General features: G+C 60.5%; 10 protein-coding genes. All 10 read right to left on the bottom strand.

Annotated elements, in window-relative coordinates; translation table 11 throughout:
- Nucleotides 1-158: 158 nt before the first annotated feature.
- The 10 genes from azu to rpsF all read right to left on the bottom strand — a co-directional run bounded on the left by azu (nt 159) and on the right by rpsF (nt 14517).
- Complete coding sequence (gene azu, locus QRN20_RS02565; RefSeq protein WP_122408013.1) at nt 159-605, bottom strand: azurin; 447 nt, start codon at nt 603-605, stop codon at nt 159-161.
- Nucleotides 606-953: 348 nt separating this feature from the next.
- Entirely contained in the window at nt 954-1844 is an 891-nt protein-coding gene (locus QRN20_RS02570) for a transglutaminase family protein (protein ID WP_029242996.1), read from the bottom strand.
- Nucleotides 1844-4351, bottom strand: coding sequence for a circularly permuted type 2 ATP-grasp protein (locus tag QRN20_RS02575; RefSeq protein WP_122501226.1), 2508 nt, complete (start codon nt 4349-4351; stop codon nt 1844-1846). Before QRN20_RS02575 ends, QRN20_RS02570 begins: the two co-directional genes overlap by 1 nt.
- 88 nt (nt 4352-4439) lie before the next feature.
- Entirely contained in the window at nt 4440-7718 is a 3279-nt protein-coding gene (locus QRN20_RS02580; RefSeq protein ID WP_285359983.1) for a transglutaminase family protein, read from the bottom strand.
- A 454-nt stretch (nt 7719-8172) separates the two neighbouring features.
- Nucleotides 8173-10488, bottom strand: a complete 2316-nt coding sequence (locus QRN20_RS02585) for a YgiQ family radical SAM protein (protein WP_043305339.1) — start codon at nt 10486-10488, stop codon at nt 8173-8175.
- A gap of 424 nt (nt 10489-10912) precedes the next feature.
- Nucleotides 10913-12307, bottom strand: a complete 1395-nt coding sequence (gene dnaB / locus QRN20_RS02590) for a replicative DNA helicase (RefSeq protein WP_004883590.1) — start codon at nt 12305-12307, stop codon at nt 10913-10915.
- A gap of 123 nt (nt 12308-12430) precedes the next feature.
- On the bottom strand, nt 12431-12877 hold the full coding sequence (gene rplI, locus QRN20_RS02595; protein ID WP_004883587.1) for a 50S ribosomal protein L9: 447 nt from the start codon (nt 12875-12877) through the stop codon (nt 12431-12433).
- A gap of 19 nt (nt 12878-12896) precedes the next feature.
- Nucleotides 12897-13793: a YybS family protein gene (locus QRN20_RS02600; RefSeq protein WP_025996904.1), complete on the bottom strand. Its 897-nt coding sequence runs from the start codon at nt 13791-13793 to the stop codon at nt 12897-12899.
- Between the two features lie 39 nt (nt 13794-13832).
- Nucleotides 13833-14063: a 30S ribosomal protein S18 gene (gene rpsR / locus QRN20_RS02605; protein WP_002551829.1), complete on the bottom strand. Its 231-nt coding sequence runs from the start codon at nt 14061-14063 to the stop codon at nt 13833-13835.
- 28 nt (nt 14064-14091) lie between these two features.
- A complete protein-coding gene (rpsF, locus tag QRN20_RS02610) occupies nt 14092-14517 on the bottom strand; it encodes a 30S ribosomal protein S6 (protein WP_004883583.1) in 426 nt (141 codons plus the stop codon).
- Between the last annotated feature and the right edge of the window lie 61 nt (nt 14518-14578).

Here is a 14578-nt window from a genome sequence, read left to right on the forward strand (position 1 = left end):
ACGCGGAGCGTCACGGGAGGCATGCCCACGCGGAGCGATGGGCACGATCAGTGTTTGACAGACTTGTGTATAACGATGAGTGCTCCGCGTGGGTATGCAGCTCGTGACGCTCTGCGTCACATTCCAGCGTGGCGGACGATCATGGACACGGCGATCAATTACTTCAGCGTTACGCTGCCTTTCATCATCGCGATGTGGCCAGGGAACGTGCAGAAGAATTCATAGCTTTCAGCAGGATCGAGCTTCGAGACATCGAAGGTCACCGAGTCCTTCTCACCCGCGCCGATGATTTTGGTGTGGGCGATTACGCGTGGGTCGCCTTGTTTTACGTAGTTCTCGTCGATTCCAACGCTCATGCCGTCAGTGGTCACGCCTTGAGCGTCGGCCTTCTTGCTCAACACCCAGTTATGCCCCATGACGTTCTTCGGCAGCTCGCCGGAGTGCGTAAGGTTGACCGTAAAGCTCTTGCAGCTCTTGTCGATCTCGATCGCTTTCTTGTCGTACATCATCTGATCGGTCGAGTCGATGGTGGTGGAACACTCGGCCGCCAGCAGTTGACCACTGGCCAGCGTCAACAGGGAAATCGCTACAAGCTTGCGGATCATTTGAATCTCCAGGGCAGGTACTTCAGATTTAAAAGCGACGATTGAAAACAGAGCGTCGAACGGCGGCGGGGTTCCAATGGCGAGCGAAAGGCGCACGAACTATCGGTGCCATCGAAACAATCAAACAGCCAGACACGGAGCGCCACTCTACCATCGGCACATCGACCTCCCCATGGAAAGACCTTCATGCAACTCAATAGTCTGTTTCGCAGTCTGCTCGCCGCTTACGCCTGTGGCGCAAGCGCCAGTTGTCCGCACGATGCGTACGACCGGGCCCGGCATAGCGTCTGAATGGGTCGATGCCGCCGAGTAATAAACGTTTGGCGGACACCGGGAATTAAGCGCGGCTCAGGCGACCGGCATGACCGTGACCCGCACTTCGGGGTCATGCGTGCCGCCACCCAGAATGACACCGCGCAATGGCGATACATCGGAGAAGTCGCGTCCCCACGCCAGACTGATGTGTTCCAGTGCGGGCTGCACGTTGTTGGTCGGGTCGAAATCGACCCAGCCCGACGCAGGACAGAACACCGACACCCAGGCATGCGAGGCGTCCGCACCGATCAGGCGAGGCTGTCCGGGGGGTGGCTGGGTCAGCAGATAGCCGCTGACATAACGCGCCGCCAGCCCACGGGAACGCAGACAGGCAAGCATCAGGTGCGCGAAGTCCTGACAGACGCCGCGCCTGCGTTCCAGCACTTCCACCAACGGCGTCGCCACCTGGGTAGCTTCGCTGTCGAAGGTGAACTCGTCGAATATCTTTTCCATCAGTGCCTGCACACCGAGCAGCAACGGCCGCCCCGGCGGAAAGCAATCCTGCGAGAACTCGACGAACGAGCGCTTCAAGTGCACGTAGGGCGATTCGAAGCGGTAGCGACAGGCTTCCAGCACATCAGCGCTCATCGGCTTGGCGCTGTAGGTCAGCGCGCTACGCGTGACTTCCCATTCCGGCGACAGGTTGAAGTCCAGATACGGCCGTTCCAGCACCTCGATCTGCAGACGTGCATTGACCTGCAATTCGTCGTGCGGACGTTCGAAGGCCAGCCGGGTCAGCGGATTGCCGAACACGTCCAGCTCATCGCGGCGCGTGGTAGGCGTCGGAAAGATCTCCAGGCTTTGCTCGGTGCAACGCTGCCAAGGACTGCTGCGCGGCCACAGGTGTGCCAGTTGCTGGGCCAGCGACACCGGGCTGTCGTACTTGTAATGCGTGTCATGGAAAATCTGGTAAAGGGCGCTCATCAGACGGATACCGTGCGTTGGCTGACGTCATCGACGTGGGCAAAGTGACGCAAGGCCAGACGATCAGAGGCTTGACCGGCGCTTTCGCCGATGCCTTGCAAGAGGTCCGCGAGACCGTCCAGCACCGCGTCGATGCTGCTCTGACCGAACAGCGGATTTTCCAGACTGCCGAGATCGAAAGCCGCCAGACGCTGTGCCATAACCGTGAGGCTGTTGTCACGCGGCGCGTCGAAGTTGTCGCTCAAGCGGCGCAACGAGCGCTGCACCAGCTTGAGCTGAAACAGTACGGCGTGGGGGTTCTGGTCGTCGAGCAACAACAGGTCCAGCACCGGAATCAAGTGCGGCACCGCCATGTAGCGCGAGCGATACGTGATGCTGCTGTTGCCTAGTTCCAGCAGCCATTCGAGGCCTGCCTGATCCGACACAGTGGTGCCACGCAGGAACGCCGCCAGGCTCATGCTGAGAAACTTCAGGCGCTCGATACGTCGCCCGATCATCAGAAAGCTCCAGCCCTCGTCGCGGGTCATGTCATCCAGCGCAAAACCGGACAGCGCGGCCAGCGACATCACCAAACGGTTGAGGAAATCCAGTAGTTCGCCGAAGTCGGGGTCTTCGGATTCCAGGCTCATGGCTTCGCGCTGCAACTCGACCAGTGCCTGCCAGTTCTCTCTGGACAACTTGCCGCGCACTTGCGAGGCCGCCCACTGCAGACGCTGCAGGTTGGCGCGCAGGCTGAACGGCCATTCATCGCCCAGCAACGCCGTCAGCAGACGATGTTGCAGCGTTTCGTCTTCTTCGGCCTCGGGCAGTACGCCAAGACTTTCGGCCAGCGTCACGGCAGCCTGCAAGGCTTGCGGATCATCATCGTCGACATAGCGGGTGAACATGATGCGCAGCAGACGCGCGCTGTCGTCGCAGCGCTCGCAGTAACGCCCGAACCAGAACAGGTTTTCCACAACCCGGGACGGCAGATAGGGATCACGCCGGATCAGGTCGTAGACGCCCAATGCACGCTGGCCTTTCAAAGGCTCGCCGGCATGCACGCCACTGTAGGAGCGCTCACCCAGCACCCAGGTGTCCTTGCTGGCACCGCCACGCTGCATCGAAACCACGTCCGCATCGGCATCGGCTGCCACGCGCGTCAGACCGCCCGGCAAAACACGATAACCATCAAGGCCCGCGACAGCGTACACCCGCATGCCGATAGCACGCGGCTGCAAGGCTTCGCCATCGGCCTGCAGAACGGGCGCGTGAGACAGCTGCGCCAGTTCCTGCGCGACGTAGGCATAAGGCCTGGCCTGCATGCGCGCGGCCAGCGCCTTGCGTTGTTCATCGTCCAGGTCGCGGCCGAATACGGGTACGAAATGCTGCGACGGAAACGCAGGTTTGATCAGGAGCTCAGGAAGCTTTTCGAGTGCCTGCGCCAGCACGGGCGGCTCGCCGCACCACCAGGTCGCCACGGACGGCAGGATCAGTTCCTCGCCGAACAGGTACTCGCAGATTTTCGGCAGAAAGCCCAGCAGCCCCGGCGATTCCAGCACACCACTGCCCAAGGCGTTGGCCACCAGCACATTGCCCTGACGCACGGCTTCCAGCAGCCCCGGCACGCCCAGTGCCGAGTCTGTACGCAGCTCCAGCGGATCGCAGAAGTCATCGTCCAGACGGCGCATGATGGCGTGCACCCGGCGCAGACCGCTAAGGGTTTTCAGAAACACCGTGGCGTCACGCACCGTCAGGTCGCCGCCCTCGACCAGCGGATAACCCAGCTGCCGCGCCAGATACAGATGTTCGAAATAGCTTTCGTTGAAACGCCCCGGCGTCAGCAACACGATCAGCGGCGCTTCATTGCTGGTAGGCGCCTGGCGCGCCAGCGTCTGCTGCAAGGCACCGAAGAAACCGGATAGATGCCGCACCTGCAGATCACGGTAGGTTTCCGGCAAGGCACGAGCGACGATCTGGCGGTTTTCCAACGCATAACCTGCACCGGAAGGCGCCTGGGTCCGGTCAGCCGTCACCCACCAGCGACCATCGGGCGTGCGCGCCAGGTCAACGGCGTACATGTGCAGGAACGTACCCTCGGGCGGCTTGACGCCCTGGCACGGCCACAGAAAGTTGTTATGCCCGAAGACCAGCTCGGCAGGCAGCAGCCCTTGGGCGATCAGGGTCTGCGGGCCATACAGATCGGCAAGCACCGCATTGAGCAGCCGTCCGCGCTGAGCGATACCGGCCGCCACATGCGCCCACTCGTCAGCCGGAATGATGTGCGGCAGCAGGTCCAGTTCCCACGGACGATCAGCGCCCTTGGGATCGGCATAGACGTTGTAAGTCACGCCGTTTTCCTGAATCTGCCGGGTCAGCAGTGCCTGACGCTGGGTCAGCTGCGCAGGCGAGCTGCGTCGCATGTGCTCGTAGAGACGCCGCCAATGAGGACGAACTGTCCCGTCGGCATCGAGCATCTCGTGGTAGGTACCCTCGGACAGCGGGTATCGGTCAAGCAAGTCGGGCATGGAAGGCTCGGCAGGGCAGCAAAAAGGACTTCAGATGAAGCGGTCAGGTGTCACGTCCGTGCGCACCCGACTCACTGTTGACGCAGACTCAGTGCAGGCGCATATCCAGCGTCATCGGCAGTTCGTCGTTAATGTTGAGCGACGGGACCTCCAATTTGCCCGGTGTATGGCCAATGCGGAAGAAACGCGACATGCGGCGGCTTTCCGCTTCGTTGGCGTTGACCGGCAGGGTTTCATAGTTGCGCCCGCCCGGATGGGCGACATGATACTCGCAGCCGCCCAGTGAGCGGTGCATCCAGGTGTCGAGCAGGTCGAAGACCAATGGCGCATGCACACCGATGGTCGGTTGCAGGCAGTTGGCCGGCTGCCAGGCGCGATAACGCACGCCCGCGACAAACTCGCCCGCCTGACCGGTTGGCTGCAGCGGCATGGGAATGCCATTACAGGTCAACATGTAGCGCTGCGGCGGCAGGCCGGTGAGATGCACTTGCAGGCGCTCCAGTGACGAATCCACGTAACGCACTGCACCACCGCCCGAACCCTCTTCACCCAGCACATGCCAAGGCTCCAGCGCCTGACGCAATTCAAGCTGGATACCATTGACGGCGTAATCACCGACTTTCGGGAAACGGAACTCCAGGTGCGCCGCGAACCAGTCGGCACGCACCGGATAACCGGCACTGTTGAGGTCGGCCACGACGTCAGCGAAATCCTGCTCGATGAAGTGCGGCAACATGAAGCGGTCATGCAATTGCGTGCCCCAGCGGGCCAGCTTGGCGGGCGCATAAGGCTCGCGCCAGAAGCGCGCCACCAAAGCGCGCAGCAGTAACTGCTGAGCCAGGCTCATGCGCGCATGCGGCGGCATCTCGAAAGCACGCAGCTCCAGCAAACCCAGACGCCCGGTTGCACCGTCAGGCGAGTACAGCTTGTCGATGCAGAACTCGGCACGGTGTGTGTTGCCGGTCACGTCAATCAGCAGGTTGCGCAGCAAACGGTCCACGACCCACGGCGCCACTTCTTCACCAGGCTCGGGCATTTGTGAGAAGGCGATTTCCATCTCGTACAGCGAGTCGTTACGCGCTTCGTCGATGCGTGGGGCCTGTGAGGTCGGCCCGATGAACAGACCGGAAAACAGGTACGACAGCGACGGGTGATTGTGCCAATAGCTGATCAGGCTGCGCAGCAGATCGGGACGGCGCAGGAACGGCGAGTCGGCAGGTGTTGCACCACCCATGACGAAGTGGTTGCCGCCGCCGGTGCCGGTGTGGCGCCCGTCGATCATGAATTTTTCGGTGGTCAGCCGCGTCAGGCGCGCCTGCTCGTAAAGAAACTCGGTGCGCTCCACAAGCTGATCCCAACTGGCGGACGGCTGCACGTTCACTTCGATCACGCCCGGATCCGGGGTAATGCGGAAGTTGCACAGACGCGGGTCGCTCGGCGGCTCGTAGCCTTCCAGCAACACCGGACACTTCAACTCTTCGGCCGTCGCTTCGATCACCGCGACCAGTTCGAGGTATTCCTCAAGCTTCTGCAGCGGCGGCATGAACAGGTACAGACGCCCGTCACGGGCTTCGGCACACAGGGCTGTGCGGGTCAGCCAGTCGGCAGACTCATCAAGCTTGGGCGCGCGCTCGGCATCGGTGTCGGAGGACTTGAGTTGTGCGATCAGCGAGTCGCTGTCATCCAGCTCCGGGAAGGCCTGGTTATGGTCAGTCGGATGGATGAACGGGTATTCCGCCGCCTTGACCCACGGCTGCGAAGCCAGCGGCAGACGATAGCCCAGCGCCGAATCGCCCGGCACCAGACGGCAATGATCGTCACGCAGGTACCAGCGTCCGCTCTGCCAACTGTCGCCATCAGCCGTGCGCGCCAGTGGCAGCACCTGACCGATGACCTTGTCCAGGCCCTGCGCGAAGACCTTGCGCAGACGGGCACGCTCCATCTCGTCGCCGAGCCTTGAATCCTCGGCAGTGACGTTCACCGGCAGCGCGCCTTCGCGCCACAGGTAGTAATAATTGTCTTCGTAGGCCGGAAACACGAAGCGGGTCGGCAGCTTCAGCCGCTCGGCGACGCTGGCCAGAAAGCGCCCTGCCAGTTCGCCCGTGACGCCGTAGTCTTCAGTCTCGCTGGCGATCAACGCGTCGTTGTGCCAGACCGGCTGGCCGTCCTTGCGCCAGAAGCAGTTCAGCGACCAGCGCGGCAGTTGCTCGCCCGGATACCACTTGCCCTGTCCGAAGTGCACGATGCCCAGCGGTGCGTAATGCGCCCGCATGCGCTGGAACAGCTCGGCTGACAGCTCACGTTTTTTCGGGCCGAGCGCGGCGGTGTTCCATTCCGCGCCGTCACGATCATCAATGGAGACGAAGGTCGGCTCACCGCCCATGGTCAGGCGCACGTCGTCGCGTTGCAGGTCAGCATCGATTTGATGACCCAGGGCCTGAATGTCCTGCCATTGCTCTTCCGTGTAAGGCTTGGTAACGCGTGGCGCTTCCCAGATCCGCTCGACCGACATTTCATGGCTGAACTGCGTTTCGCACGGTTCGACCAGCCCGCTGATCGGCGCGGCAGAAGACGGTTCCGGGCTGCACGCCAACGGAATATGCCCTTCGCCCGCAAACAGACCGGAGGTCGCGTCCAGACCGACCCAGCCAGCACCCCGCAGATAAACCTCGCACCAGGCGTGCAGGTCAGTGAAGTCGACGTCAGTGCCGGACGGACCGTCCAGTGCGGCGACGTCGGCCTTGAGCTGAATCAGATAACCCGACACAAAACGCGCCGCCATGCCCAAGTGGCGCAGCAACTGCACCAGCAACCACGCCGAGTCGCGGCAGGAGCCTGAGGCGTTTTCCAGCGTGTACTCGGGTGTTTGTACGCCCGGTTCCATGCGGATGAGGTATGCGACGTCCTGACTCAGGCGCTGGTTGAGCCCGACCAGAAAATCGATAGCCGGTATCGGTTCACGGCTGATGCTGTCCAGATACGCCTGGAACCTGGGCGTCAGCGGCAGTTTCTCCAGATACGGCGCCAGCTCACGCTGCTCTTCACTGGCGTACAGGAACGGGATGTTTTCGGCGTAGGGTTCGAGGAAGAAATCGAACGGATTGAAGACCGCCATCTCGGCGACCAGATCGACCTCGACACGAAACTCGTCGGTTTTCTCGGGGAAGACCAGGCGTGCCAGGTAGTTGCCCTGCGGGTCCTGCTGCCAGTTGATGAAGTGGTTTTCAGGCTGCACTTTCAGCGAGTAGGACAGCACACGCGTGCGGCTATGGGCCGCCGGGCGCAGGCGAACAATCTGCGGACCCAGTTCGACGGCGCGTTCGTAGCGGTAATGCGTGACGTGGTGCAAGGCAATATGAATCGACACGGCGTGCCTCCTGCGAGCCTGAACGGTAAATGATCCGCGCAAGACTTATGCCATCCGGCCAAAGTCCTGCGCCTGCGACGCTGGCAATACGCGCCTGAGCGGACAAGGCACCAAAATCGCGCCAGCCGACGCCGAGCGTGCAAGGGTCGCACGATAATGTGGCAGACAGTGTGGCAGAGGGATGAGACGGGAGGTGAAGTATCTGATTGACGCGAGGAAGCTGCGGGGAAAGCTGCCTGATCCGAGTAATCAGTGCCGGTGGGACGCGGAGCGTCCCGGAAGGCCCGGCGACACTGATCGTTCCCACGCTCCAGCGTGGTAACGCCTCTCAGGACGCTCTGCGTCCGGCCGTGATGTGACGCAGAACGTCACGGGATGCACGCCCATGCAGAGCATGGGCACGATCAGTGTCGAGGCAGGCCTGTGTATAAGCTCCGCATCCGCTTGTAGTGACCTAGCGCGGCACCACAGGCTTGCGGGGTGGCTTGCCGCCTTTGCCCTTCCCGCCCTTGGCCGCTTCCATACGTTCCTTGGCAGCCTGCTTGTTGCGAGCCATGGCGGCGGCCTTGGCTTCCTCGCGCTTGTCCCATGGCTTGCTGCCGTCACTGCCGCGTGGCGGCAGGCCGGTGTGCTGGGTCTGGATCAGCGTGGTCTTGGCCGCCTTGGCAACCTTGTGACTGCCGGCAGGTGTCGAGTTCTTGCGACGCGCACTCTGGTAGCTGTCGGTTGCAGGCTGATGCAGCGGAATCAGTTGATCCTTGCCCGAGCCGATCAGGTCGGAGCGGCCCATGCGTTCCAGTGCTTCACGCAGCATCGGCCAGCCTTTCGGATCGTGGTAGCGCAGGAACGCCTTGTGCAGACGACGCTGCGCCTCGCTCTTGACGATGGTGACCGCGTCGCTCTTGTACGTGACCTTGCGCAGCGGGTTCTTGCCCGAGTGGTACATGGCCGTGGCGGTGGCCATTGGCGACGGATAGAACGCCTGCACCTGGTCGGCACGGAAGCCGTTGCCCTTGAGCCACAGCGCCAGGTTCATCATGTCTTCATCGGTGGTGCCCGGGTGGGCCGCGATGAAGTAAGGAATCAGGTACTGCTCCTTGCCCGCTTCCTTGGTGTACTTCTCGAACATGCGCTTGAACTTGTCATAGCTGCCAATGCCCGGCTTCATCATCTGATTGAGCGGACCTTCCTCGGTGTGTTCCGGGGCGATCTTCAGGTAACCGCCGACGTGGTGCGTCACTAGCTCCTTGACATATTCCGGCGACTCGACAGCGAGGTCGTAACGCAGACCCGAAGCGATCAGGATCTTCTTCACGCCCGGCAAGGCACGCGCACTGCGATACAGCTGAATCAGCGAGGAGTGATCGGTGTTCAGATTCGGACAGATGCCAGGGAACACGCAGGACGGCTTGCGGCAAGCGGATTCGATTTCCGGGCTCTTGCAGGCGATGCGGTACATGTTCGCGGTCGGCCCGCCGAGGTCGGAGATGACGCCGGTGAAGCCAGGCACCTTGTCGCGGATCTCTTCGATTTCGCGAATGATCGACTCTTCGGAACGGTTCTGAATGATGCGGCCTTCGTGCTCGGTAATGGAGCAGAAGGTGCAGCCGCCGAAGCAGCCACGCATGATGTTCACCGAGAAGCGGATCATGTCGTAGGCCGGAATTTTTTCCTTACCGTACGCAGGATGCGGAACACGTGCGTAGGGCATGCCGAACACGTAGTCCATTTCTTCGGTGGTCATCGGAATGGGCGGCGGGTTGAACCAGACGTCTACATCGCCATGCTTCTGGACCAGCGCACGGGCGTTGCCCGGGTTGGTTTCCAGGTGCAGCACGCGGTTGGCGTGGGCATACAGAACGGCGTCGTTACGCACTTTCTCCACCGACGGCAGACGAATGACTGTCTTGTCACGGGTCATGCGCGGGCTGGCGAGAATCTGCACAACCTTCGGCTCGTTCGGGTCTTCAACCGGGCCTTTTTCCTGCTCGATGGCGCAGGCTTCAGTGTCCTGGGTGTTGACGTACGGGTTGATGATCTTGTCGACCTTGCCCGGACGGTCGATGCGCGTGGAGTCGACTTCGTACCAGCCTTGCGGCGTGTCACGACGAATGAACGCGGTGCCGCGCACGTCAGTGATGTCTTCAACCTTCTGACCATAGGACAGGCGCTGGGCGACTTCGACAATCGCACGCTCGGCGTTGCCGTACAGCAGAATGTCGGCGCAGGCGTCGATCAGGATCGAGTTGCGGACCTTGTCCTGCCAGTAGTCATAGTGCGCGATACGACGCAGCGAGGCTTCGATACCGCCGAGCACGATAGGCACGTGCTTGTAGGCTTCTTTGCAGCGCTGGCTGTAGACCAGGCTCGCGCGGTCCGGACGTTTGCCCGCCATGCCACCGGGGGTATAGGCGTCATCGGAGCGAATTTTCTTGTCCGCGGTGTAGCGGTTGATCATCGAGTCCATGTTGCCGGCAGCGACACCGAAGAACAGGTTCGGCTCGCCGAGCTTCATGAAGTCGTCTTTGGACTGCCAGTTGGGCTGGGCAATGATGCCCACGCGAAAGCCTTGGGACTCGAGCAGACGCCCGATGATCGCCATGCCGAACGACGGGTGATCCACGTACGCATCACCGGTCACGATGATGATGTCGCAGGAATCCCAGCCAAGCAGATCCATCTCTTCCCGACTCATGGGCAGGAAGGGTGCTGGTCCGAAACATTCGGCCCAGTACTTGGGATAGTCAAATAACGGCTTGGCTGCTTGCATGTTCAGGACCTACGTTCGCACGTTGGAAAAATCGCGGGCGCGGAATATAGCACATTTTTTGATCAAGTCCGACTGCGGCGGTCGGAATTGAATGGAGCGATGCAACTCCATGATGTTCGCGAATCGGGACGCGGAGCGCCTTCGACGGCATAACCACGCAGAGCGCTTAGCGTCTCTCAAAAATCTTGCGGCAGCCAACGGACTGTGGGAGGCGGCTTGCCGGCGATGCGCTCTTTGACGCGACACATCAGCGACTGAACTGACGCAATCGCGGGCAAGCGCGCTCCTACGGTCCGTGTTTGCTACGCGACAGCGCTACTTCGAAGACGTGGTGACGCCTCCCACAGGTTTCACATCCAGTCAGACACTCTCGGCCTGGCTACTTTTGCGCGTCTGAGCGCAGAACGCAGGACCGGTCGGGCAATCAATCGTCGTCGAAATTGTAACTGCCCGGCGCGAGGTTTTCGAAGCGGGTGTATTTACCGATGAACGCCAGGCGCGTGGTACCGATGGGACCATTACGCTGTTTACCGATGATGATCTCGGCAATGCCCTTGTGCTCGGTCTCCGGGTGATACACCTCGTCCCGGTACACGAACATGATGACGTCGGCGTCCTGCTCGATCGCTCCGGATTCCCGGAGGTCGGAGTTGATCGGGCGCTTGTTCGGGCGTTGTTCCAGAGATCGGTTGAGCTGCGACAGGGCGATGACCGGGCAGTTGAATTCCTTGGCCAGCGCTTTCAACGAGCGGGAAATCTCGGAAATCTCGTTGGTGCGGTTATCACCGCTCGATCCCGGAATCTGCATCAACTGCAGGTAGTCGATCATGATCATTGCCACGTCGCCATGCTCGCGCACTACACGACGGGTACGGGCGCGCATTTCCGAAGGGCTGATACCCGCCGTGTCATCGATGAACAGCTTACGGTCATTGAGCAGGTTGACGGCCGACGTCAGGCGCGGCCAGTCGTCGTCATCCAGTTGACCGGCACGCACCTTGGTCTGGTCGATACGACCCAGCGACGACAGCATACGCATGATCAGCGATTCGCCTGGCATCTCGAGGGAGTAGACCAGCACGACCTTGTCGCTGCGCAACACGGCGTTCTCGACGAGGTTCATCGCGAAGGTGGTCTTACCCATCGACGGACGACCGGCAACGATGATCAGGTCGGACGGCTGCAAGCCGCTGGTCTTTTCATCCAGATCGGTATAACCGGTGGACAGGCCGGTGATCGCGTTATCACTGTTGAACAGGGTATCGATACGGTCGATGGCCTTGGTCAGCAGGTCATTGACGCTGACCGGACCGCCGGTCTTGGGCCGCGCTTCGGCAATCTGGAAGATCTGCCGTTCGGCCTCGTCAAGAATCTCTTCGGCGGTGCGACCTTCGGGGTTGAACGCACTGTCGGCAATTTCGGTGCTGATGCCGATCAATTGCCGCAAGGTTGCCCGCGCACGAACTATTTGCGCATAGGCCTTGATGTTGGCAACCGACGGAGTGTTCTTCGCCAGCTCACTGAGGTAGCCAAGGCCGCCAACCTGTGAGGTCTGCCCTTCCTTGTCCAGCTGCTCGGCCAGCGTCACCACGTCGATCGGGCTGTTCTGGTCGGCCAGACGAGCGATAGCCCTGAAGATCAGGCGGTGGTCATGTCGATAGAAATCGCCATCCGAGACTTGATCGAGCACCCGCTCCCAGGCGTTGTTGTCCAGCATCAGACCACCGAGTACAGCCTGTTCGGCCTCGATGGAATGCGGCGGCACCTTGAGGGCAGCGGTTTGCAGATCGTATTGCTCAGGGCTGGAGATTTCGTTCATGGCCACTTGAATTCGAGGTTTACAGAATAGGGATGCCACAAAGACAAAGGGCACGACCTGTGAACAGGATCGTGCCCGATGTTAATCCTCTGACGGCGATGCCGCCAGACGATTACGTACTGCTTAAGCAGCCACTACGACAACGCGTACGGTCGCTTCTACGTCGCTGTGCAGGTGCACGGCTACGTCGAATTCGCCAACGTTGCGGATAGTGCCGTTCGGCAGACGAACTTCGCTTTTTGCAACTTCAACGCCAGAGGCGGTCAGTGCATCAGCGATGTCGTGGGTGCCGATCGAACCGAACAGCTTGCCTTCGTCACCAGCGGTGGCAGTGATAGTCACTTCCAGCTCAGCCAGTTGGGCAGCGCGAGTTTCGGCAGATGCTTTCTTGTCTGCAGCCAGTTTTTCCAGCTCGGCACGACGCTCTTCAAACGCAGCCAGGTTGGCAGCGGTTGCAGCGGTGGCTTTGCCGTAAGGCAGCAGGTAGTTACGACCGTAACCGGCCTTAACGTTTACTTTGTCGCCCAGGTTGCCCAGGTTGGCGACTTTTTCCAGAAGGATCAGTTGCATGTGGAAATCCTCTTAACTTTTAACCTTCACCGTTCGCAGGACCATTGCCGGAATCTTTCGATACCCGGCGACCGCGAAAATCAATCAGGCTGTCGACAATGGCAATTACCACGAGCAACGGATAGATCAGCTGCATGAACACCAGCAGCGTGATGTACATCCCTACCAGCCAGAACCTGGACAGGCGCTTTTCAGCGACCAGTCCGTGTATCAATGCCAGCCCTGCAAATACCAGCGGTACGCTGCAGAGCGGTGTAAGCATTGCCATCTGCGGACCGAAATTCGGTCCCACCAGCATGCACACCAACAGCACCAACGACGGTACCAGCGGGAGTCTCACGGCGCGAAATTCACGCCCGAAACCACCAGGGTTGTACAACAACGCTTGCCAGTAGCGCCCAAGAATCAGGCTCAGCACACTGACGATTTGCAGCAAGGCCGCTATCAGGCCAATCAGGACGGGGGCAATCAGTGCTCCCAGACGCGCGCGTTCTTCTACGTTCATTTGCTCGTAGAGCCCAGAGAGCATCGCCGGCAGGTGTTTCTGCAACTCCTGCGACATCGCTTCAATGGGTTCGCCAAAAACCGCACCCAGAACCACTGCATACACCACACCCAACGCTACGCTGACCAGCAGCACGCGGACCCAGGACTCGCTGGCACGCAACACCATTGCCAAGCTCAGCGAACCAGCCAGCACCATGGCTACACGTGGTTCGCCGAAATACCACCAGACCAAGGCCGGCAGCAGAGCCCAGGACAGGACACCAACGGCATCACTGAACCCGCGCCGCAGAAGCACAAGGCATCCTGCGGCAGCACTCAACCAGAAAAACAGCGGCAATGCCGCACATCCCGCCACTACGAGAGTGGCCTGCATACGGCCGCGCATGATGAATTCAGCCAGGGCACGCATGCTTTCTATCCCTTGTTACGTTTTGTCGACTACCTGGTCTCAGCGGCCGTGGCTGTCGGTGTAGGCCAGCAGGGCCAGGAAGCGGGCGCGCTTGATAGCGGTGGCCAGCTGACGCTGATAACGTGCTTTGGTACCAGTGATACGGCTTGGAACGATTTTGCCGGTCTCGGATACGTAGGCTTTCAGAGTGTTGAGATCTTTGTAATCGATCTCTTTGACGTCTTCAGCGGTGAAGCGGCAGAATTTACGACGACGGAAGAAACGTGCCATGTAATTGGCTCCTCAAAAGGTCCGTGGATTACTCGTCAGCGTTATCGCTAACGTCGCTGTTGTCGCCGTCATCGCCATCGGCGCTGTCGGAGTGCTCAGGACGGTCACGACGCTCACGGCGCTCACTGCGGTTTTCTTCAGCCTTGAGCATCTCGGACTGGCCAGTTACGGCTTCGTCGCGACGGATGACCAGGTTACGGATCACAGCATCGTTGTAACGGAAGTTGTCTTCCAGCTCGGCCAGAGCCTTGCCAGAGCACTCAACGTTCAGCATCACGTAGTGAGCCTTGTGAACATTGTTGATTGCGTAAGCCAGTTGACGACGGCCCCAATCTTCCAGACGGTGGATTTTGCCGCCGTCTTCTTCGATCAGCTTGGTGTAACGCTCTACCATGCCGCCGACTTGCTCGCTTTGATCCGGGTGGACCAAAAAGATAATTTCGTAATGACGCATGAATGCTCCTTACGGGTTGTAGCCTGCCGCCGAAAGCGGTCAGACAAGGAGTGAATGACAC

Origin of the sequence: Pseudomonas sp. fls2-241-TYG-175, assembly GCF_030209155.1 — a bacterium.
GTDB lineage: Bacteria > Pseudomonadota > Gammaproteobacteria > Pseudomonadales > Pseudomonadaceae > Aquipseudomonas > Aquipseudomonas viridiflava.